Source organism: Vibrio chagasii (assembly GCF_002954585.1).
Lineage (GTDB): Bacteria > Pseudomonadota > Gammaproteobacteria > Enterobacterales > Vibrionaceae > Vibrio > Vibrio chagasii_A.
Genome location: NZ_MSCI01000001.1, coordinates 1,555,256 through 1,577,283, shown reverse-complemented (window position 1 = coordinate 1,577,283; position 22,028 = coordinate 1,555,256). Strand labels below are relative to the sequence as shown.

Here is a 22,028-nt window from a genome sequence, read left to right as displayed (position 1 = left end):
AGTCATTCAATCAAGTCCGTACATTAAACGGTAAGTTCCAAGCGATTACCATCAGGATCGAGGACACAGCTCCCATAATAACCATCGCCCGTTCTTCTTGGACCGTCTAAACGTTCATAACCATCTTCGACTAAGCGGTGAGTCAGTTCATCGACGGCTTGCTCTGACCCCAACGAAATCGCCATATGAACAAAGCCCGTGAACTGATCATAGATGTCATCTTTCGATTCCGGGACTGAGTCCATCTCCATCAGTTCCAAACGGCTACCGGTATCAAAAGATAAAAAGTAAGAAGAAAAGCCTTTAGTTGGATTATGGTATTTCTGGTTAGACGTCGCACCAAAGTAATCTTCATAAAATCGTTTCAGTACTTCGAGTTGTTTGGTCCAAATCGCGATATGTTCAATCTTCATTTCTAACACCTAATGTGGATATTTAGCATCAGATTACTCGCCAAACACCTTCCTATTTATTTGGTGATATTTCACCCAGTCGCTGCGCAATATTGGCATATCAATTTGTGTAATAGATAGCTTTGCTCCATAGTCGGTGTTTTACACAATCGAGATTCAAACTGTGAGCTATTTTAAACTGATCATGCTAGCTGCTATATGGGGAGGCTCGTTCCTTTTCATGAGAATTGCAGCGAATCCTTTAGGCCCTGCGGTCCTAATTGAAGCGCGAGTTTTGTGTGCGGCAATCACCCTACTTTTGGTTTCTTTTTATCTAAAGAGAAAGCTCTCATTTAATGCTCATTCGAAACACTTTTTCATTCTCGGTTTGTTTAACACCGCACTTCCTTTTTTGTGTTTCGCTTATGCGGCTCAAACACTGAATGCTTCAACCCTCGCAATTCTGAACTCAACAGCACCGATATGGGCGGCAATCATTGGAGCCATATGGACCAAAACTGCACTTGAGAGCAAAGTGTTGCTTGGACTAGGCATTGGTGTGACGGGCGTAACCGTGTTGGTTGGATGGGATGCGTTCAATATTGGCCAAGAAGCCATTGTTCCAATCTTTGCTGCCGTGATGGCCGCATTTAGCTACGGTATTGCGTCTAACTACACCAAAACAGCACCCAAGGTTGAAGCCTTCAATAACGCGCACGGCAGCATGTGGGCAGCAGTGTTAATCGTATTGCCATTTGTGTTTTTCATGCCAATGCGAGAAGCACCCGATCTCACTATCACCACATCGGTCATCTTATTGGGTGCAGTATGTACCGGGTTAGCGTATCTGCTTTACTTTAATCTCATCAATGAGCTTGGTGCGCCTTCAGCGCTATCTGTGACCTTCTTAATTCCAGTCTTTGGTATTCTCTGGGGTAACTTGTTCTTAGGTGAAGCCATTGGCATTAATACTGTGGTTGGCTCTGTCTTGGTCATCACAGGCACCATGCTGGTGACCGGTTTATCACCAGCAAAGATGCTCAAAAGCGCACGCCAAAAGCGAAAACAAAAAGCGGAATAACCAGATATAAAAACGGCCTCATTTTGAGGCCGTTTTTATTTGATTCACATGTAACTCAGCCGACTTTAGACTTCTTCATATACTGCTGGATCTTGTCCCTCAACCACTGATGAGCAGAATTTAAATCGGTTCTTTTATGCCAGATCATATATTGCTGCATCGGCAAGATTTCAAATGGTTGTTCGAGCACTTGAAGCTGAAAAGAGTCTGCAAACTGGTTAGCAAAATCACGCGATGTACTGCCTACACAATCCGAGCCCGATACCAACACACAAATCGTCATTAACGAGTCACATTCCGCACTGACCTTTCTTTGCTTGAGCGGCGATTTAGTAAAGTAGTCAGCGGTGTATAAACGCGTGCGTCGCATTCGGAAAGTAATGTGCTTTTCATGATAATACTGCGCTTCTGTCACTGAGCCATTGATTCGTGGATGTCCTTTTCTGGCAATAAGTACTAGCTCATCTTCAATCAAAGGTTGCTTTAGGTACCCATTTACTTGTGGGTAGTGAATATCGATAGCTAAGTCCGCTTGCTGCATGCTCAGACTTTGCAGCAAATCCTCTTCATTATTCGGCACCATGGTGAACTCGAAACACGTGATGCTGCTGATTGTCGAACTGCTTTAACGTACTCACCGCGCTCGTAATTCCATCTAGAGCAGGTTCTACACGACTTGCCAGTTGCACCGCCGCATTAGTCGGCGAGATACCCCGCCCTTCACGGATGAAAAGGTCAGTATCACCAGATGTATTGGCGAATATGACAATCGAGAGCCTATTGGATTACTTAGCAGTAAAAGTAGATTCATTGAAAGCGCAAAACACGCCATTTACCATGAATATTCAACTGCCTGACGTGAAAGAGTTCTACTACGTAGAAATGTCTAACGGTAACCTAAACAACATTCAAGTGAGTGAACTGCAAGATGCCAATACGACGCTGATCATTAATAGAGCAGACGTGTCTGACATCGTATTGAAGAAGACAACACTCGATAAACTGCTAGAAGATGGTCAAGCTGGCGTCAAAGGTGACAAGTCATCACTGAACAAACTGCTCTCTTCTCTGACGGAAGCCGACACTTCATTTGAGATTGTCCCACGTCCGAATAAAGGTGAAGAAGTGGACGCTGAGCTATACAAAGATTCAGCAGAACATGCCCACTAAAACCATCATGCACTAACGATGTGGTCGATTGATTTGGCGAATGCCTTAGCAAATAGCCCATCAACTAATGGCCTCGCGGTTATTCCAGTAAACCCTGCCTCTTTCTTGGGGAGCAAGCTGGTCAAAGATGCTTATGGCGTTGATGGTAATGATCTTGCGATTGGCGCAGACATCCTTTGTCGAGCAGCGCTCAGCGATGAGTTTGCCAATGCCTCAGGACGATACTTCGATAATGACTCTGGATTATTCAAAGACCCTCACAACGATGCTCTTGATCCCACTAAAAACCGTAAACTGGTGGAAGTGATCGAGCGACTGTTGCAAGAAAACTTATCCTCCGAACTCCATTGATTCCGACAGATACAGAGCGCTATGCATACCTAATAAAAACTTGGCTCAACTGCTGAAAGAGTGAGTCTACGTTGGGCATGGACGTCACATGGTCAGATAAAAGCGTATGAACGTGCGGCTCAACAACGGTTGGATTCCCGCAAATTTGATTGTAAAAGTTCACGGGCGTAACGATGTGTTCTAGGTCTGCATCTAACAAGATACAGGCTTGGGAAAGTACGATTTGACCGCCCCCGCGTTTCAGCAACACACGCTGAGCCGTACCCACTATTTTTTGCTTGTTGATGTTGAGATTGTAATCGCCATCGCAATAAGAACCTGGAGTTGCATGCACATCGACATCAACGCCTAACTCTCTAAAAAATTGAGTTAAAACATCACATAAATGCAGATAAGCTTTTTGAATATTGTACGCTTCATCGCTCGGCCAATGATAAATGTGCGACAAGTTAATCACGCCCGGTAGCTGGGGAACGGGAGCACCACCCGTTTTACGCGAAGAGAGTTGCCAACCTTGAGTCTCAAGCTGCTTTCTAGATTCCAACGTCACTGGCCACTTTTTCCCTGCAGGCAAAACAAGTGTCGGCGTTTTGGCTTGCCACAACATTAAGGCTTGTCCAATCTCACCATTCTGTATCTGCTGCAATAGCTCATCTTCTTTTTCAAACGCACGATCAACATCAATGTGCGGGTAACGCACGAGCTTATTCGTTAACTTCAATGCACTTTCCTCTACAGCTTGTTGGATTCAGGTCAATCATTGGCACTAAATTAATAATATATCCCCCAAATCCAATACAACATAGCGCCAGAGGTGCAATATTTTATTATTCCTACCTAGGCAGTATCGGCTTAGTTAAGAACCTCGCGCTTGGACAGCTTTAGTCAAGCAAGGTTGTCTGATATGGTGGCAGCAGAACTTCAGCAATTGTTTTAGATAGTATCGAATATGAAAACACTCACCATACTTGATGGCGGCATGGGCCGAGAACTCAAAGAGATTGGCGCACCTTTCTCGCAACCTCTTTGGAGCGCTCAAGCGCTGATTGAAGCCCCGGATTTTGTTAGCCAAGCGCACCAAAACTTTGTCGATTCAGGTGCTGAAATCATAATCACTAACAGCTATGCTTGTGTGCCTTTTCACTTGGGTGAAGAACTGTTTGCACAAAGAGGATTTGAGCTAGCAGCGCTGTCTGGCGAATTAGCTAAAGCAGTTGCTGACCAAGCGCCTCAAGCGGTCAAAGTGGCAGGCTCTATTCCACCACCATTTGGTAGCTACCGACCTGACTTATTCAAAGTCGAAGAAGCGGCATCTATCATTCAAACTCTCTACGATGCACAAGAACCAAATATCGATCTGTGGTTGGTAGAAACCCTATCCAGCGTACAAGAGTTTGAATCCATTCATGGGGTACTTAAGCAATCAACGAAACCGTGTTACTACGCTTTTAGCTTAGAAGATACTAAAGGCGACTCTGCGTCTATTCGTTCAGGTGAGAGCGTAAAAGAAGCCGTCAAACTGGTTTGTCAGTCTAACGCGACAGGCATCATGTTTAACTGTTCAGTACCGGAAGTGATGGATCAAGCGATTATCGATACAAAACAGGTAATGGATGAGTTAGGCCAAGATCTAGAAATCGGTGTCTATGCAAATAACTTTGCTCCGATCAGCAGCGAACATGAAGCGAATGACATGCTTCAAGAAATGCGCGAGTTAGATGGCCAAGGTTACTTAACCTATGCAAAACGCTGGCATGACCTCGGCGCTAATATTATTGGCGGGTGTTGCGGCATCGGACCAAAACATATTAAAGCCCTAGCAGATTGGAAACTTGAGGTCATTGAAGAAAAATAGTTTGGGCTCAGTGGCAGTTAAGCGCCCTGTTACTTGTATTCCAATACAGGGCGAAGTCCACATATAAGGTATTTAAAGGTCATCTATCGATTCAAGTGACATTATGCGCCTATGGTCTGAGGGCTCAAAAAACGACTCTCTCAACCTAGCGATCTCATACTCTTTACCTATCGTGACACTGCTGTTTAAAATTTGACGGCGCTGCTCCAAGTAGCGCTCGATTTTTTGATTTAACGCCAATTCTCGTTGCTCTAATTCCACCATCCTTTGTGCTGCTTCGGTACCAATTAACGTCTCATAAGCGATGTAGCGTTGCTGCTCATCTTCGTAATTCGCTACCTGATTCAATTGCGCAGAAATAAGATCGTCTTGGTAAACACGACGGATCTCTTCTGGCATTTCATCCAACTCTTCTTTAAGTAAGTAATTGTAATCATTGTTCGAGGCGGCAATATCTTTGAGAGACATTTTCTTAATGGTTACTTGACGATGGAAGTTTTCATCGCTGAACAGTAGTGCCTGTTCCTCTATGCTAAAGAGTGAGAGCTGATGTTCAAGCAGCTCATTATCGATTCGAATCAAATCATCAAGGCTCAACGCCTGTTCAACCTCAATTAACATCAATAACTCTTTATATAGCAGATATTGCTCAAACAGATCGTAGTGCTCAGGGCGATAGCGTTCATAGTTTCTTGCCATGAATTCTTTAACCCTTGTTTTTAACTGTTCGATATCCATCGTCGAGTCATCGAACCCTGACAGAAAGTAATCAAACGTATCGCGCAATGATGCTTGGTCGACTTCCGTATCCTGTTGGGAAGGCGCTTGAAGCTCATCCTCTGTAAAAGAAACCTTGGGCTTTGCAAACTTTTCAACTTGTTCACTCTCTTGCGACATTTCTGCTGACGCGAGAGACTCTTCAAATGCGACTGGTAGACTTTGCGTCTGGTGTGAGCGGGGAACAGACGCTTGAAAATAGGCTACGCTAGTAGCCACAGCAATCACAGTGATAGCTAGAATAGCCTTATTCATGTTTATAAGCCCTGCAATTTTAAGCGGTTCGCATGTTGTCGATAAATACTTGGAACAGATAAAAACAGTGCCGTATGTCCTAGAACTTGGTTAATTTCGTCCACATGGTTCATTCGATAACTATCGTTAATCACTTTACCTAAGTGTGTGCTGCAAACACCAACCATTCCGTCATTCTCTTCGCCACCCAAGATTGAAGAACCAAAAGCCAATAGGCTCACTGCCTTCAGCGGTCCATCAACAAGCGCATCTTTCGGGCTGGTCAGTAATCGGTTACCACTCCATGAGTAATAGTAAACATCGTGATCGATGTTATTTACCGAAGTAGTAACAACAGGCGTACCTTGACCGCATTCTGTTGTTGGTACGCCTTCTGGATATTTCTTGTTGAATGCCAACGACTCATGCGTAGTCAGTGCTTTTAACGCACCAGTAGCATCAACCGGTAAAGTAGAACCACTCGATAGGTATTGAGTTATTTTAGAAAGATAGCCAATGATATTTGCGCCAGCGCTATTTACTAAGGTGCCATCAGGAGCAACGGTATAGAAAAGGTCAGCAAACTTGGAGCCTTTGTTTACTCCACCAATACTGGTCACAGAGGCCACGAGCTCAGGGGCAACCGACGCGACATAGCGGGAAGTCGGTCCGCCGTGGCTATGCCCAACCAAGTTAACTTTTTTAGCTCCTGTTCGAGCAAGATACTGTTTCACCTGCTTTAAAAGCTGCTCACCGCGAACCTCGGTGGTATTTGCTGAGGACACTTGTGCAGTGAACACTTTGGCTCCATCTTTACGCAAGGTTTGAGCTATCTGATAAAAATAGTCATAACCTTGAATGTCATCGAAGCCTAAAAAACCATGAACTAATACGATTGGGTATTGTGTCTCAGTGTATCCTTTACTCGGTGCAGCACTAACCAAGTGACTAAAGATAGCCGTAAACATCATTACGATGCTTATCATGTGTTTCATTATTATTATCCTTAATTGACTCTATATGAATAAACTTACTTTCAATGTCCATTGGAGCATATCAATAAAGAGAAAGGGTAAGTGGGAGTAATGGATTGTAAGAAGCGTAAGTATTTCAATGAGTTGAATTAGTGATGTAAACCCTGAACAAATCGAAGCAAGTGTTCTCTATTTGTATGTGAGCCCACTGAGTACACTGGAACAAAACAACGATTGGAGTAAGTGATGAGTGACACGCAACGTAAGATTAAATGGGGTATCGCAGGGCTCGGCAATATCGCGAATAGATTCGCAACTGCGCTAACAGAGCACTGCTCATTTGGCGAACTCTACGCGGTGTCAGCGCGCGACCAATCAAGAGCAGCTCTTTTTGCTAATAAGTTTGATTGCAATAAAGCTTATGGTTCTTATGAAGCCATGGCTCAAGATCCTGATGTTGAAGCGGTATACATTGCCACGGTCCACCCTTATCACAAACCTCTAGCCAAACTATTTCTGAGCCACAACAAGCACGTATTGGTAGAAAAACCAGCCTTTACCAACCTTGGTGATTGGTTAGAAATGCAAGCCCTAGCGGAGAAAAATGGTGTGATGTTGCTAGAGGCAATGAAGACTGTCGTATTCCCAGCTTATCGCGAGCTTACAACATTTTTAACCAGTAACCAGATTAAGCTTGATTCGATAGAAGCCAGCTTTGGTAATGAACACGACTACAACCCTAATCTGTTTATCTTCAACCCGGATTTAGCCGGCGGGGCAACACTTGATGTTGGCGTGTATGGTCTGTGGTTCTTCTACGATTTATGTCGCACTCTTGGTATTACGCCTCCTCTACCTCAAGTCGAAATGTCGAGCCTCTATGAAGGTTCGAATGTAGATACCGATTCGTGCTTCCAGTTCTCTGGAGAGATCAACGCGACCATATCGGCTTCAACGGTACGTAATCTGCCACGCGCAGCGCGATTAACGGGCCCAGATATCACCATTACGATTAAAGAGAAGTGGTGGAACCCAGCCCATATAACGGTGGAGTACAAACAAGAAACCTTCACCATCGAGCACCCCGTTCAAGGTAATGGGTTCGAGTATCAAATCGAGCACTTCTCGCAACTTGTATTAGAGGGAAAACTTGAGTCTGATATCCTAAGCTCAAAGATAAGTGCACAGGTTCTTGAAACCATGGAAAAAGCGCTCGCTGATGCAGGCTACCAACACTTAACTCAACCTAACATTTAGGAATTCGAATTGGGCAACCTAAAGCGCAAGCTTGAACTGTACGAAAAGATATTTCAGGCTTTTGGGCCTGGAGTATCACGCTGCCAAGTCAGTCAAATCGCAACGCTTCTACATGTGAGTGAGCGTCACGTTCAAACTCTACTCAAAGCAATGACAGCACAAGGCTGGATTGAGTGGCAAGCCGGTTCAGGACGCAATAAAAAGGCACAACTCACGTGTCTGATTGAACCGATGGAAGCGTGCTACCAATACGCACAAAGCCAAGCAGACTCCGGCAATATCGAGCAGGTCTTCAGCACCTTAAGCTTTAATGGACGCAATGCTGGTACAGAGCTGCAAGCCTTTCTAAACAGCGCGAATCAATCGGCTCAGAGCGTCGCGTACATCCCCTTCCACCGTGAATTAGAAGCGCTTCACCCTCAGCGTGTACTGAGACGTACCGAGCGCTTCTTAGTGATGCAAATTTGCCAGCGTCTCACCTCGGTACAACAAGGTAAATTATGTGGCGACTTGGCTTATCATTGGCAACCCAATGAAGATGCAACGATCTGGCGTTTCCAAATTCGTAATGGTGTACAATTCCACAACGGCCGAACAATGGAAGCTCAAGACATAGCACACTGTCTGAGTTTGCTCTCTTCAAACAAGTTATGGTATCGCTGCTATCAGCATATTACTGAAGTCTCTGCGTCTTCAGGCAACATCATCACAATAAAACTCAGCAAGACGGATTGGCATCTGCCCCGCTTGCTTGCTAGAGCCGAAGCATCGATTTTTGAACCTAATTCTGTCGAGAGGCTGGTCGGTTCCGGCCCATTCTCATTGGCGATATTCTCAAACAAGATGCTAAGACTGAACCGCAATGATGCGTATTCAAATCAGGTTCCGACCCTAAATCGAGTCGAATTATGGGTTTACCCAGAGTGGGCAGAGAGTAAAGCGTGTGCTCAAAATCAGGTGTGCGTAAAAATGCCTGAAAAGACACTCAAAGTTGGCGAATACGGCTGTGGACATGCTCAGAGTCATGGTTCTACTTTTTTCCAAATTCAAAACCCAGGGTTGTCTTCTCCCAATCGAACATTCACCGTCGAAGACACCTCGGAATGCCAAGCTTTTTTCAAGCAATCTTCAGCGCCTGGTGAAACTAAACTCACCGTCGAGTATGGGGATTTTTCAACAATAAGAGACGCTGCTTTATGCAGCATTATCGATGAAAACCACTCATTCTCTTCTTGGTTAGACTTCTTCACCCGTTTCCCTTTCGAAGATCTGTCACTACCCGTTGAAATGCTCGCAACCATCGAACAGGCTTTAACCTCAATTCAGTGCGAACCAGACTTTGAACAAGCTGCCAAAACGCTCTTGAAACTCAAATGCTGGCTATACAAGACTGAAGTAGTGGTTGAGCTTAAGCAAGAGGCATTCAATCTTGAGGTATCTGAAAAAATACACGGAGCACGAGTAAATGGATTCGGTTGGTGTGACCTCGATAAGTTGTGGATTAGCCATATTTGATTCTATCTTTAACAGAGATAAGTCATTCAACACATAGACTTACCTTTAACACTCCTCTGCCATAAGCAAAGCGTGCGGGTGTTAAGTTACGATGAAACTAGGCTCAACCCTATAGAACCAGTAGAAGGTAAATCATGAATCGACACCTAAAAGGCCCAATACTGCTCCTCAGTGCATTTTCTTTTAGCAGTATGGCAAGCACGACCTGCAACTCACTTACTGGCTGTGAGAAAAAGTTCTGTGAGATCGAGCATCAAATCGAACAAGCCAAGCAATACGACAATCAATACAAAGTCGACCGACTCACAACGGCATTAAAAGCGGCAAAAGAAAACTGTAGCAACGGAAGTTTGAAAGACGACCTTCGTGAAAAAATCGAATCTAATGAGAAAGATTTGGCTGAGTATCAAGCCGACTTAGAAAAAGCCAAACAAGACAACAGGTCGGACAAAATTAAAAAGTATCAGCGCAAGATAGAAAAAGAGCAGCGTAAAATTGATGACTTAAAGCAAGAATTGTCTGAGATCCCTTAAATCAAATTCGCGCACATCGAAGCGGCTTCAATGAAAAAATGGTCTTACTCATTCGTAAGACCATTCACAAAAAACGGCTATAAATCTGAGACAACCTAATTGCCTCTCCATTCAATATTTATATTCGAGTACGCCAAACGGATATTCGTTATGAAGTTTTACAAGCTCAGTGGTAGCTAAGGAACCTTTATAGCTGAAGCCATATTTAAACCTGAAAAAATGCAACCACTACTACCACAAAAAGTAATTCAATCTACTCACATATGGTTGCACAACGTTAAGAAGATCGAGTTATCCTAAACCATTACTATTGATATATGTCAGATTTATCACTTGTAACACACGCCGTTTACACTCAGCACTCGCGAACTATGTGTATTAGCAACGACTCTTTAGTTAGTAAAACAGGAACAAACTCTATAAATGTTCCGGTTTTGTCTTCCTGAAATCATTTAGCCTGTCTATGCTTTCATTCATACAGGTAAAAAAGATGACAACTTATGACTACATTGCAAAGTTCATTCGATCAACTTATCCGCACGAGAGAACGCGGGGATTGCTGGCTCGGATTTTCTATATGACACCTGCGCAAAGAGTGCAAAGGCTCAATGAAATATTTGACACTAACAAGTTTTGGGAGGATACACGAGAGAGTCATACTCGAATGACTCAACGAGAAAAGTCCAACGATACTGCGAAAATAAATGAATAAACGTAAACTAGAATTATACGAGGACCTGTTTCAAAAAATGGGTCCCGGCACTAATAAGGTGACTATTGAACAGATCGCTACCGCCTTTATGTGCAGTGAAAGGCATACGCGAACTCTACTTAAACAAATGTCCGAAATGAATTGGCTGACTTGGGCTCCAGCTAGAGGACGAGGCAAAAGAGGGCAACTTAACTGCGTCGTAGAACCAATCGATGCTTGTTACGCACAAGTAGATAAAGCTATAGACAGCGCAAAATATGAACAAGCACACCAATTAGTGAGCTTTAACAAACGAGATGCTGCAGTCGGATTAAAGCAATATTTGGAGCGAACATCTAGCCAAAATGATAGAACTATCTACGCTCCATTTCACAGAAAGATAGGACCACTACACCCTCACAAATCTATAGAACGAACTGAAAGACATCTAATTCATGAAGTTTTTCAGACTTTAGTCACCTATGAAGGGTCAGAGCTTATAGGAGATCTTGCGCATCACTGGGAAAGTGATAAAGGCCATATGAATTGGACTTTTCACCTGAGATCCTCAGCAATTTTTCATGATCAATCAGCCGTAACAGCGATAGATGTTGTTGAAAGCTTAAAAGCCTTGTCTCTATCTGTGTACTGGCAAAGGTTATACGATCATATTAGCGACATAGAAATAGCTTCGTTGCATTGCATTATTATCAGATTAAAAACCAAAGACCCTAGCCTACCTCTGTTGTTGTCCAGAGCTGAAACAGCAATTATGCCTAAACATAGCATTTACCAGCCAGACATGAGTTACTTGCCCATAGGATCTGGGCCATTTCTTGTTGAGGTTAACTCAACTCGAGTTCTTAGGTTAGCACGAAATGACCAATACAGCGGCCACTGCGCATTAATTGAAAGGATTGAACTTTGGATTCATCCGGAATGGGAGCAAGACAAAAAGTGCGCTGAGAATTTCTTCTTTCTTGATGGTGATGAGAACAAATACAAAGTATCAACTAGTGATATTGGTTACTTTTTCATTTTACTTAATCATAGTGAGCTCCAAACCACTTCCATCAAAAATTCACTAATCAATTTGTTTCAATGCAATGACCAATCATCATTTGAATGGCCATTTCCCATATCGTTCAGCTATGAGAACAACAATGAAAATCGCAACTTTGCTCGTAAGTTAATGCGTGCCAATTCATCCATAAATAAAAAGCCTATAGGTCGTCAGCATTCATACGGACGTGCTGTACCTAACCAAGACTTGGCTATTGGTGGGATTCGATTAGAGGGAGATCGAGTTACAAGCTTGTTTGCTTTTTTCAAGCTTTACCCTTTTTGGAGTAAAAATCTAACTTGGGAGCAGCATGATAATTTAGCTAACACTTTAAATACCATACGTAAAACTGAGTCCCCTACTCAAAAAGAAACCTTAATAAATGGCCTAATAACTGATCTCTACAACAATAATGTTCTTGCGATCTTTAAGTCAGAGAGTTTAACGCTAACGGTTCCATCTCGAGTAAGAAATGTCGAAATCAACTCTATTGGTTGGTGCGATTTTGCAAAACTTTGGGTAAATCCAGATTAAGTAGAGTATATTATGGTCATAAAATATTTATACGATTCATTAAGTTAGTGGGAGTATTTAATGAAAAAAGCAATGATCTTAGGGCTTAATCATATCACCATTGCAGTCAGTGACTTGGAACGTTCTATTCGTTTCTATCAAGATACTTTGGGGTTTGCGGCTCATGCTAAATGGGACAAAGGAGCTTATCTTTCTGCGGGCGACCTCTGGTTTTGTCTTGCTCTGGATGAACCTTGCCCGAAAAATGACTATACACACAGCTTTTGATATTGCACCAGAAGAATTTGAAGCCTTTACAGAACGTGTTATTTCATCAGGCGCGACAGTTTTCAAAGAGAACAAAAGCGAAGGGAACTCACTCTATATTTTAGACCCTGATGGTCATAAGCTGGAGATACACTCAGGCTCACTTAAAAGTAGGTTAGAGGCACTTAAAGCGAAACCATACAGCGGACTCATTTGGCTTTAAGCACGATAAGCGTTTAAATACTCTTTAATTTAACGGCAGCCTAAAAAGGCAAATTCACTCAACTTATGCTCACAAACAGCTTCATCGAGCTGCCTGAAAAACATTTTATTGCGCTCAATAATTAGTAAATCAATAACCTACTATTGAGAGTCTTGCGTCTTTTTAACAATCAGCTCTCGCAACCAGCGATGGCTAGGCTCAGAATCAAAGTAATGGTGCCACAATAAAAATAACCCTCCAGGTACCAAATCGATGGGAACTGGCTTCATCACAAGTTCACCGCTATCGATATAATCGCGCACCGAGTTGTATGGATAGCACATCAACAGGTCGCTCTGCTTACACAGTTTAATGGCACTAGTGATATCCGACACGTTCGCGGCCTTGTTGATCTCTAACTGCTTAGCGTTAAGCACTTCCATCAATAACCAGTCGCCCGCTCCGCCCGTCACCAATTGTATGTGTCGATACTTAAGAAAGGTGTCGAGGTTCCACTCTTCTTGCAAAGCGGGGTGATCATTACGCATTAAACAAACAGAATAATCTAGGCACAACTCAACGTAATCCAACTCATCCGGAATACATTGCACATGGGTTGAAGCACGTTCATCTAATTCAAAAATACCGATACCAAAATCGACTTCGCGCTTGAGTAAACGTTTGAAACTATCACTACTCCACGTTGAGCTATTGATGGTGATATGGGGTGCATCAGCAAGCGCTGTCGGCATAAATTGCGGATAAACCGCTGTGTAGGCGGTCTCAACCAGGTCTATAGTGAAAGTACGCTCGCTCTCCTTAGGATCAAACACCTCAGGGACAGTTAGCTTTTCGATTTGCAGCAAAATTTGGTGGATCTTGGGCGCTAATACGAGTGCTTTTGGAGTTGGGAATAACCCTTTAGACTCACGCTCAAATAGCGGGTCGTCAAACAAAGCTCGAAGCTTGGTGAGTTGTTTACTTACCGCAGATTGGCTCAAAAACAGCCGCTCTGCCGTTTTGCTCACACTACGTTCTTCAATCAGAACATGTAAGCACAACAGCAAATTCATATCACATTTAAGTAAGCTTTTAACATCGACCATGATATTCCCCAAATTCAGGTTAATGATGATTATTTGTCACTTTAAATCATATCATGCTCTTGGTAAATTGAGCGCATGTGAGTTAACACACTCAAAGAATAATAGAATTAAGGAATACTCATGGATTTTCTAGCACTACCAAAGATTGACTTACACTGCCACCTAGACGGAAGTGTTCGCCCAGATACGATTATTGATCTAGCAAAACAGTACAATATCGAACTACCTGAAGACCGTGATGCGGTTGTTCAATCTCTAACTGTGCCAGAAGATTGCAAAAACCTAGATGAGTACCTAGCCTGTTTCAGCCTGCCACTTAAAGTGATGCAAACTGAAGAAGCAATTGAGCGTATCTCTTTTGAGCTTTACGAAGACGCAGCACTAGAAAACGTTAAGTACCTAGAAGTTCGTTTCGCACCAATCCTGCACGTGAATAAAGGCCTGTCTCTTGACGCGATCATTGCAAGTGCAGTGAAAGGCATGAAGCGTGCTGAAGAGAAATACGACATCAAGGGCAACTACATTATGTCTGTACTGCGTATGTTCCCTAAAGATTCAATCAAAGACGTGATCGATGCAGGTAAGCCATACCTTGGTAAAGGCGTTGTAGCATTTGATATTGCTGGCGGTGAAAAGCCAGGTTTCTGTACTGAGTTCCCTGAATACACGCAATACGCGATCGAACAAGGCTACCGAGTGACGGTTCACGCAGGTGAGCAATGGCACGGTCAAAACGTTTACGACGCAGTGACTATGCTGGACGCTGAGCGTATCGGCCACGGTGTTCACATCCAAGGTAACGAAGATGCGTACAACATTGTGAAAGAGAAGCAGGTTGCGCTTGAAACTTGCCCAACGAGTAACGTTCAAACTAAATGTATTCATAAATTCAGCGACCACCCAATTTCTGAATTCAAGAAAGATGGCATCATTGTAACCATCAACACAGATAACCGCACTGTGTCGAACACAACAATGACTAACGAAGTGAAACGCGTATGTGAAACTTTCGACCTAACGAAAGAAGATTACGCAGAAATCTACAAGTACTCTGTAGAAAGCGCATTTGCTTCAGACGAAGTAAAGCAGCATCTAATGGGTTTTGTTGAGCAAATCTAACGGTTAAAAGCGCCTTTTGCTGAAGAGCTAGGCTCACTTAAAGCTAGTGCTTAAAAGCACAAAATAGGAAGAGAAAGGCTGACGCTTTTCTCTTTTTTTATGTCCATTTATCAGTATTCTGATACCAATATTGATTCGCAAGATATAAACCATGAACACAAAAACAGAACTCGAAAAAATGCTCACTGGCGAGGTTTTTGACGGCGCCGACCATGAGATTAGCCAAATGCGTTCTCATGCCAGTAAAGCCCTGTCAGACTTCAATCAATGTACAGACGATACTCAACAGCCAAGTTTGCAAACAAACCTGTTTGGCAAGATTGGTAGCAGCATAGTGCGTCCCCCTTTTCATTGTGAGTTTGGTAAAAACATTGAGATAGGTGACGATACTTTCATTAACATGAATGTGGTCATGCTGGACGGTGCTAACATCAAAATTGGCAACAATGTTTTAGTAGGGCCAAGCGTTCAATTTTATACCGCTTCTCACTCTCTGGACCACCGCAGTCGTCGTCAGTGGGAAACCTTCTGTTTCCCTATTATCGTTGAAGATGATGTATGGATTGGTGGGAACTCGGTCATTAATCAAGATGTGACGATTGGCGCTCGCTCTGTTATCGCTGCCAACTCTGTCGTCAACAGTGATGTACCACCAGATTGCCTCTACGGCGGCACGCCAGCCAAATTAATCCGGTATCTGAATCGAAAAAATGAAAACAAACACCGTAAAAAAGTGGGATGTTGAATAATCAACATCCCACTTTAAACACCCATTAAATTAACGCCGAGATAATCAAGGTATTATCAAAGGATCATCCATATTAAAGTTTAAAGTGGTTGATCTCTTGCTCTAACTCGTTGGATAACTTAGATAGATTAGCCGCTTTGTCTGAAGTCTGTTGCGCTTCAATCGATAACTCGTTGGACACATCTCTAATACCCTCCGTATTACGAGTAATTTCGTTCGTCACAGAGGCTTGCTCTTCTGCTGCTGATGCTATCTGTGTCGCCATATCACTAATCTGTTCAATAGCCAAATGAATTTGGCCCAAGCTAACTGTTGCAGAGTTTGCATCATCAACACTCGTGCTTGCTAGCTTGCGACTTTCATCCATAATAGATACTGCTTGACCTGTAGTGCCTTGCAATAATTCAATCGTACCTTGTATTTCTTTAGTCGATGCATGAGTGCGCTGACTTAATATTCTCACTTCATCTGCAACTACGGCAAATCCTCGACCTTGTTCACCAGCTCGTGCAGCCTCGATAGCTGCGTTCAAAGCCAACAAGTTTGTTTGTTCCGCGATATCTTGAATCGTTGAGAGTATCGCATTGATACTTTGCCCATGCTGTTCTAACTGCTGAATGATATCGGTGGCTACTTGAACTTCACTCTCCAAACTTTGAATAGAGCTTTGTGTTTCTTGAACTTGGCTTGAGCCTGTTGAACATTCAAGAACGGCTTGCTCTGAATTACTTGCTGTAAGGTCAGCGTTACTTGCTATTTCTTGAGTAGCCGCAGCCATTTCATTAACAGCTGTCGCAACCATATTGATTTCATCTTGTTGATAAGAGATTCTCTGCGAGTTACTCGTTGCTTGTTGAGCAATGTCTTTAGCCTGTTCAGAAAGCGCGATAGAAACGCCACTTAAACGAGTAACCATCGAGTGCATGTTTTCAACAAAGCGATTAAAACTGTTTGCTAATTTTCCAACTTCATCATTACAACGTGGTTTTATCCGTTGGGTCAGGTCTGCATCTCCTGATGCAATTTCTGCTAGAGCCAGTGAGACATTCTCCAGATCTTTGAATAATACTTTCATTAAAATAAAGATAAACGCAGCTACAGATAGCACGACAAACAATGCTACAAAGATCATATCTCGCAATAGCTCTGATTGATGAGCAGTCTCCGTATTAGCATCCATTTCTATGGCGTACATCCAGTTTGTTTCAGGTACTCGAGAAAAGTAGTAAAATTTATTTTCTTGGTTGATACTGATAGTAACAACCTGTTGTTGGTCAGCTGCTCGTTCAATAAGGTCACTTGTAAAATCAGGCGCAATAAAAGTTGTTGGTTTCAATACAAGGCTATTTTTAGGATGCGCTAAAAAAGTATGACTTTTCATATCAATCAAAATAGCGTGCGCATTTTTGCCTACATTGATATCACTGATACCTTTAAGCAATGAATCTAATGAAATATCTACCCCAACAACACCGTTTAAAATACCTTCTTGCTTAATTGGTCGAGCGATAGTAACCATTAACTGTGCTGTGTTTAAGTCATGATAAGCAGGCGTAATGATTGTTTTATTGGCATTTTTTGCCTCTAAGTACCAAGGTCTCCCTCTCAGGTCGCTAGCTGAATTCCCCGTGAGTGTGTCTAAGGTTTTACCATCCTCTGTTGCAAAATAGGTATCTGCAAACTTTCCGGCTTCTTGTGCTTGGCTTAGAGAAGCAAATATACCAATATTGTTCTCCTTAATATCGATCGACGATAAAACCGATTTTTTGTAGGAAACCCAACTTGATAGATACTCTGTAGCAACATAACTTGAACTTTGGGCTCTGGCTTTGATCGCAGTATTGGTTGCATCATTAAGGCTATTGGCGGAAACCCAAGTCAGAATAGAACCCATGGCTATAACAGCAAAAAGTGATGTAAATGATATTTTTGTTTTTAGGCTAAAATCTTTTATTCTTTGTATCATACTCGTCTTATCTAATATTGGAATAACATGATGTCGGACCAGTATTTTATAGAACAAATAAAAACAATTAATGTCGATATATAACATTTCATTATTAATAAAAAACCAAACGCGCATTTTATACAAATAAATAAAAAATAAAATAAAAGCCACGCAAATCATATTCACGAAAATGATAACAAATATGGAAGCACTGTGAGTTTATGATGAATTAGACGAACAGAAATGAAATAAAAAGAGGCTCGGAACAATCGCCAGTCAAGCCTCTCGAAAGACAATACAGTCACTAACGACCATACTCACTCAAACATATCATCGTGATCGTGGATAGCACCTCTTACATCATCTTGAGTCAACACACGTTTGTCTAAAACATGTTTAACTTGTTTACCCAAATCAACAAGCGCATCTCGATTTGCTTTAGTTTGGCGCTTACCTGCACTTCTGAGACAATAATTAAGCTCATGCTCTTCGCTGAAGTTCACTAGATCTCTATCTGCAGCCATACTTACCTCCTAATTACATTAAACTCAATTAGAAGTCTGGCCTGAAAATGGCTAAATTCAAGTATCAAGTTGACAAAAGAACAAAAAACAACCAATCGTGGCGCTATCTACCTTTCTTCCCCGCCTTACCAAGGTAATCCACAATATGCTCAAAGTAACCGGGAATCCACAACACCTACCTCCCCCTTCCTCAGATACAAAACAGGCAATCACCGTAATAGATATTTGTGTATTTATCCGAATTGTGAGGAACAATAGTAATGCTTACAAAGCACCGTAATGGAGTCACCCATAAACAACAAAGCCACAGCTGGCGCTGTGGCTCTCTTTTTCACTAAATAAACAGACAGGACAGCTAGCCCAGTAGCCAATAACTAATAGGATTATCAGGGCACTGATAAGGTCCACATTCAACAAAGGTTGCAATGGCATTGAGGGCAACCACAACGATGGCTAACAAACACGCCACACGCCCCAAGTTACTCATCTTATAAGCTTCTTGCGACGGTTCTTTATTGGTCAGTATTAAAATGACGGCAACCGCTAATATGGTCGCAGCAAATAACACGAAAGCCCAAGTGTAATAGTGCATCCCAAAGATAGGACTACCATAGCCAGGCGTGCCTGGAATCACATGCAGCGATACCTGCCGCAGTGAGGTGGCGACACCATACAAGGCACCGATCAAAACAATGCCATAGTGACGAGGTTGAGGCCCATAAACCACATTCAACATAAAGCCAAACGCAACCATCACGAAACCGATGCGCTGCAATAAACACAGCGGGCAAGGCAACTCATGAAGAACAAACTGAAGGATAAAGCCTATCAACAGAACGGCAGTCATACCGAGTAGGCCAAGCGTATTTAGGAGCGTTAACTGATTTCGATTCATGTTAGCTCCTTACAATAAGATGGGTAATGAATCAGTCGCATGGTGATTAAACCAATACAACCCAAGGATCACTGAGCCCGCAAAAAAGCCATAAGCTGCAGTCTTTTTGTCGAAAAAAGCGCATAACATCGCCACGAGTAATAGTAGAAACAGTAAAGACATCATAAGAGATATTCCCTCGCTATTTATCAAGTCCAGTCATATTGAACGTCAAAATGAATATCCACACCTACGCCCCAAACAGCATTCAAAATCGGCAAATCTATGGATTACGGATTAAAAATCATCAATTTAATACTTGCTAGTAAGCGTTAACCTGTCAAGTTTCCACGACTAACAAATCCTTCTATGAAGAGAAGATGCAAGTAACACGCCGAATCAAGAAAAGCATACGCACCTCAAAATCAGGCATACCACGAAACGGAGCACAGATATTACGATTGACTACAATTAACAAACAGGGATAACACTAAAAGAGTGAATGGCTAGGAAACTTAATGAAAACAACACGATTTGTCTCTGCCCTATTTCTTACCAGCCTTATCATTCCCAATATTACTTGGGCCAACTACGCGATCGTTCTACCCGGTCAACATGAGCAAGGGATCGACTTACAAGGTAATGAAATATCTGCCCACGATGTGATTGATTGGGAGCTCAACCATAGTGATTTGATATTTGGATCTAGTGCTAACCAAAACCTTAAAACCAATATCCTGGCCGTTGGCTACATGTACAACCAAAAGTTAGAGTTGAACTCAGGTGTACTCGAAGACGAGATTAGAGAAATAGCAGAACGATACGACATCGATTACGAAGATTTCTTTTTACACTTTTCAGAAGACACCATCCTTGCAGAGCCAAACCCCACTCATGGTGAGAGTACCCTGTTAAACCGTAAACCCATGCTTGTGGGTTATACCGCAGACGCAATGCACGCAGGTTTTGCCCTTTACCAGCCACCACCTTGGGATGCCGATGTCTTCGAACACTTCCAACAAGGTGGCGCACTCTACCTTTACCACTCTGAACAATTCGATAGTGTCGATTTTGAGTTTTCACGCTTTGCACAAGGTGGGAAGTTTTGGATTGAATACCCTTCTGAGGTGAACACCAACAATCAAGTCAAAGCATGGTCTCATCTTGTTGTAAGTGAAGATAACACCGAGAACATGACTCAAAACCAAGCGGTTAGCTGGCAAGTGCCCTCTGATTGGGTACGAGCAAGCACTCACGATGGTAGTGGCAACAGTTATGGTGGCGGGCAATTTTTTGGCTCCTCTTTTGTCCGTGATGGAGGGCGTTTATACGTAGTAAGAGTGCGTTGGCAAGGCCAAGCAAGTGATATTCGACCTCGTTTAAGTCGCGTCCAGTTCACAGATAGCTTTCCCCAAATGACCAAAGAAGACTTACCGCCTAAAAGCGTTGAACTTGGTTCTAAAGAGAGTAGCCACAGCCCCTCCCCTAATGAACCAAAGCGTTGGCGAAAAATTCGTGGCTTCGACCAATCGGCCGACCTTAACCAAGACAACTATTTGTCTCCTGCTGAATACCAGAATCGAAGTAACAAATCCGCCACAGCTCGATTTCGTTGGGAATCTCGCGTTATCCCTTTTGGTCGAATGTGGGACCAAAATTCGTCATGGTCGCTAACCAATCTGTCTAATCCCGGGCTATTGATGGCAATGGGCAGTTATTATGGTCAACATTGGACCAAGCTAGGACTTACTGGCGCCTACAACGATGACACCAATAAGCTCTTGGGTAGTAATCAATTTGATATCTACTCTGGGGGTAACATCGCTGAACTTGATGCTATCGTAGGCTCAACTGAAGCTGATGAACGCTATAAACAACAGTTTTCCGCCTTTCTCAAACGATTGACTGCCGTTAATGACAAACCGTTAATTGGGCTCAATATTGGAACAGCTAACCTCTATGGTCGAAATGGACAATCGCACCTCATAGATGCAGGAAACCTGTATTTCAGGGAGCACTATATTTTCCCGTCAACGGGTTTTAGCGGCTATGGCGGGCTATCGAAGTTTTGGGACAACTCAGCACTCGGGTATTCAGGTTCGAAGGTTATTCAACAAGCCACTACGCGCTATGGAAGAGTGCAGTTCTTTGGGAACAACCAAGAGAATTGGCAACAAGACCAGTACTCAACTCTCGCGACCTATTACCTTAACCACCACCCCGAGCAGAGCTACTTCAACCAATGGAACAGTGGTTACGTATACGGGAGCGACAACACCACAACAGATAATTTCTGGAAAGCTGGCGTACCCAAAAATATGGCTTACCGGCCCACAGCACTGCTCAACGTTGATCTTGGTGTGCCTTCAGGAGCCATACCAAAGGGCTTCCAACCACTTACACTGATGCTCTCAACCCGCACTCCAAAACCTGAGGATTACACGATTGTTGGCAACACATCACAATCCCGAATCGATCACCCAGATCTACCGAATGGCAAGGTTTCATTATTGCCTACTCATGCCTATTTCCTTTATCAATCAGATAAACAGGTTGTGGAAGGCGGCCCAGAAAACATGGTGATAGCCAGAGAGTTTGAGCATGGACGCGTTCTCTATCGCACCGATTTTTATGGGAAAAACGCTGACTTTTATGCCGCAGAGAAAATCTCTATTCGATTAGATCCACCAATGAAGCCCGTGAGCGCTGATGGCAAAGTGGGAGAATATCTAGATGAAGTGCAGGTAGGTGGTTACCAAGGTTTGATACTACTTTATTGACGCAGCTCAAACTTGAATTGGTCACCATAAAACAAAGAAACCTAGCGAGTAGTC

At 42.9% G+C, this 22,028-nt stretch carries 18 protein-coding genes and 4 pseudogenes; 12 read left to right on the top strand and 10 right to left on the bottom strand.

The window, feature by feature from the left end; genetic code table 11:
- Nucleotides 1-23 precede the first annotated feature (23 nt).
- Complete coding sequence (locus tag BTO10_RS07295; RefSeq protein WP_105024092.1) at nt 24-413, bottom strand: VOC family protein; 390 nt, start codon at nt 411-413, stop codon at nt 24-26.
- 220 nt (nt 414-633) lie between these two features.
- Here BTO10_RS07295 and BTO10_RS07290 point away from each other — a divergent pair, with 220 nt between their 5' ends.
- On the top strand, nt 634-1,473 hold the full coding sequence (locus BTO10_RS07290) for a DMT family transporter (RefSeq protein WP_258097037.1): 840 nt from the start codon (nt 634-636) through the stop codon (nt 1,471-1,473).
- A 55-nt stretch (nt 1,474-1,528) separates the two neighbouring features.
- Here the strand turns inward: BTO10_RS07290 and BTO10_RS07285 are convergent.
- A pseudogene (locus BTO10_RS07285) lies at nt 1,529-2,213 on the bottom strand (LysR substrate-binding domain-containing protein); the annotation flags it as partial.
- Here BTO10_RS07285 and BTO10_RS07280 point away from each other — a divergent pair.
- Both BTO10_RS07280 and BTO10_RS07275 read left to right on the top strand, forming a co-directional pair.
- A pseudogene (locus tag BTO10_RS07280) lies at nt 2,206-2,643 on the top strand (alkyl sulfatase C-terminal domain-containing protein); the annotation flags it as partial. The pseudogenes BTO10_RS07285 and BTO10_RS07280 sit on opposite strands and share 8 nt — an antisense overlap.
- A 9-nt stretch (nt 2,644-2,652) precedes the next feature.
- Nucleotides 2,653-2,994, top strand: a pseudogene (locus tag BTO10_RS07275) (SDR family NAD(P)-dependent oxidoreductase); the annotation flags it as partial.
- Between the two features lie 19 nt (nt 2,995-3,013).
- Here the strand turns inward: BTO10_RS07275 and BTO10_RS07270 are convergent.
- Nucleotides 3,014-3,715 (bottom strand): lipoate--protein ligase family protein, encoded by a 702-nt coding sequence (locus BTO10_RS07270; RefSeq protein ID WP_105024091.1) that lies wholly within the window; start codon nt 3,713-3,715, stop codon nt 3,014-3,016.
- 228 nt (nt 3,716-3,943) lie between these two features.
- Between BTO10_RS07270 and BTO10_RS07265 the strand changes: the two genes are divergently transcribed.
- Nucleotides 3,944-4,849: a homocysteine S-methyltransferase family protein gene (locus BTO10_RS07265; RefSeq protein WP_105024090.1), complete on the top strand. Its 906-nt coding sequence runs from the start codon at nt 3,944-3,946 to the stop codon at nt 4,847-4,849.
- A gap of 72 nt (nt 4,850-4,921) precedes the next feature.
- Here the strand turns inward: BTO10_RS07265 and BTO10_RS07260 are convergent, their stop codons facing one another.
- Together BTO10_RS07260 and BTO10_RS07255 are read right to left on the bottom strand one after the other, a co-directional pair.
- Nucleotides 4,922-5,881, bottom strand: a complete 960-nt coding sequence (locus tag BTO10_RS07260) for a lipase secretion chaperone (protein WP_105024089.1) — start codon at nt 5,879-5,881, stop codon at nt 4,922-4,924.
- Nucleotides 5,882-5,883: 2 nt separating this feature from the next.
- Complete coding sequence (locus BTO10_RS07255; RefSeq protein ID WP_105024088.1) at nt 5,884-6,855, bottom strand: esterase/lipase family protein; 972 nt, start codon at nt 6,853-6,855, stop codon at nt 5,884-5,886.
- A gap of 225 nt (nt 6,856-7,080) precedes the next feature.
- Between BTO10_RS07255 and BTO10_RS07250 the strand changes: the two genes are divergently transcribed.
- The 5 genes and pseudogenes from BTO10_RS07250 (at nt 7,081) to fos (ending at nt 12,896) form a co-directional block, all read left to right on the top strand.
- A complete protein-coding gene (locus BTO10_RS07250) occupies nt 7,081-8,091 on the top strand; it encodes a Gfo/Idh/MocA family protein (RefSeq protein WP_105024087.1) in 1,011 nt (336 codons plus the stop codon).
- 9 nt (nt 8,092-8,100) lie between these two features.
- Nucleotides 8,101-9,606 (top strand): SgrR family transcriptional regulator, encoded by a 1,506-nt coding sequence (locus BTO10_RS07245; RefSeq protein ID WP_105024086.1) that lies wholly within the window; start codon nt 8,101-8,103, stop codon nt 9,604-9,606.
- Between the two features lie 134 nt (nt 9,607-9,740).
- Nucleotides 9,741-10,139 carry a DUF1090 domain-containing protein gene (locus BTO10_RS07240; RefSeq protein WP_105024085.1) on the top strand — a complete coding sequence of 133 codons (399 nt, stop codon included), beginning with the start codon at nt 9,741-9,743 and terminating at the stop codon, nt 10,137-10,139.
- Between the two features lie 704 nt (nt 10,140-10,843).
- Complete coding sequence (locus BTO10_RS07230) at nt 10,844-12,427, top strand: SgrR family transcriptional regulator (protein WP_004736842.1); 1,584 nt, start codon at nt 10,844-10,846, stop codon at nt 12,425-12,427.
- 72 nt (nt 12,428-12,499) lie between these two features.
- A pseudogene (gene fos, locus BTO10_RS07225) lies at nt 12,500-12,896 on the top strand (fosfomycin resistance glutathione transferase).
- 140 nt (nt 12,897-13,036) lie between these two features.
- Here the strand turns inward: fos and BTO10_RS07220 are convergent.
- The gene (locus tag BTO10_RS07220; protein ID WP_004736845.1) at nt 13,037-13,981 is read right to left on the bottom strand and encodes a LysR substrate-binding domain-containing protein; all 945 of its coding nucleotides are present in this window, start codon (nt 13,979-13,981) and stop codon (nt 13,037-13,039) included.
- A gap of 120 nt (nt 13,982-14,101) precedes the next feature.
- Here BTO10_RS07220 and add point away from each other — a divergent pair, with 120 nt between their 5' ends.
- Both add and BTO10_RS07210 read left to right on the top strand, forming a co-directional pair.
- Complete coding sequence (gene add / locus BTO10_RS07215) at nt 14,102-15,100, top strand: adenosine deaminase (RefSeq protein ID WP_105024084.1); 999 nt, start codon at nt 14,102-14,104, stop codon at nt 15,098-15,100.
- A gap of 151 nt (nt 15,101-15,251) precedes the next feature.
- Entirely contained in the window at nt 15,252-15,845 is a 594-nt protein-coding gene (locus BTO10_RS07210) for a sugar O-acetyltransferase (protein WP_105024083.1), read from the top strand.
- A 76-nt stretch (nt 15,846-15,921) separates the two neighbouring features.
- On the opposite strand, the gene BTO10_RS07205 is transcribed toward BTO10_RS07210, so the two are convergent.
- From BTO10_RS07205 to BTO10_RS23580, 4 genes are all read right to left on the bottom strand, one after another.
- Entirely contained in the window at nt 15,922-17,814 is a 1,893-nt protein-coding gene (locus BTO10_RS07205) for a methyl-accepting chemotaxis protein (RefSeq protein WP_032553942.1), read from the bottom strand.
- A 299-nt stretch (nt 17,815-18,113) separates the two neighbouring features.
- Nucleotides 18,114-18,320 carry a hypothetical protein gene (locus tag BTO10_RS07200; RefSeq protein ID WP_004736849.1) on the bottom strand — a complete coding sequence of 69 codons (207 nt, stop codon included), beginning with the start codon at nt 18,318-18,320 and terminating at the stop codon, nt 18,114-18,116.
- Nucleotides 18,321-18,675: 355 nt separating this feature from the next.
- Nucleotides 18,676-19,215: a disulfide bond formation protein B gene (locus BTO10_RS07195; protein WP_105024082.1), complete on the bottom strand. Its 540-nt coding sequence runs from the start codon at nt 19,213-19,215 to the stop codon at nt 18,676-18,678.
- A gap of 9 nt (nt 19,216-19,224) precedes the next feature.
- The gene (locus BTO10_RS23580; protein ID WP_004736852.1) at nt 19,225-19,380 is read right to left on the bottom strand and encodes a DUF5993 family protein; all 156 of its coding nucleotides are present in this window, start codon (nt 19,378-19,380) and stop codon (nt 19,225-19,227) included.
- Nucleotides 19,381-19,712: 332 nt separating this feature from the next.
- Here BTO10_RS23580 and BTO10_RS07190 point away from each other — a divergent pair, with 332 nt between their 5' ends.
- Complete coding sequence (locus tag BTO10_RS07190) at nt 19,713-21,974, top strand: hypothetical protein (RefSeq protein ID WP_105024081.1); 2,262 nt, start codon at nt 19,713-19,715, stop codon at nt 21,972-21,974.
- The last annotated feature ends 54 nt before the right edge of the window (nt 21,975-22,028 follow it).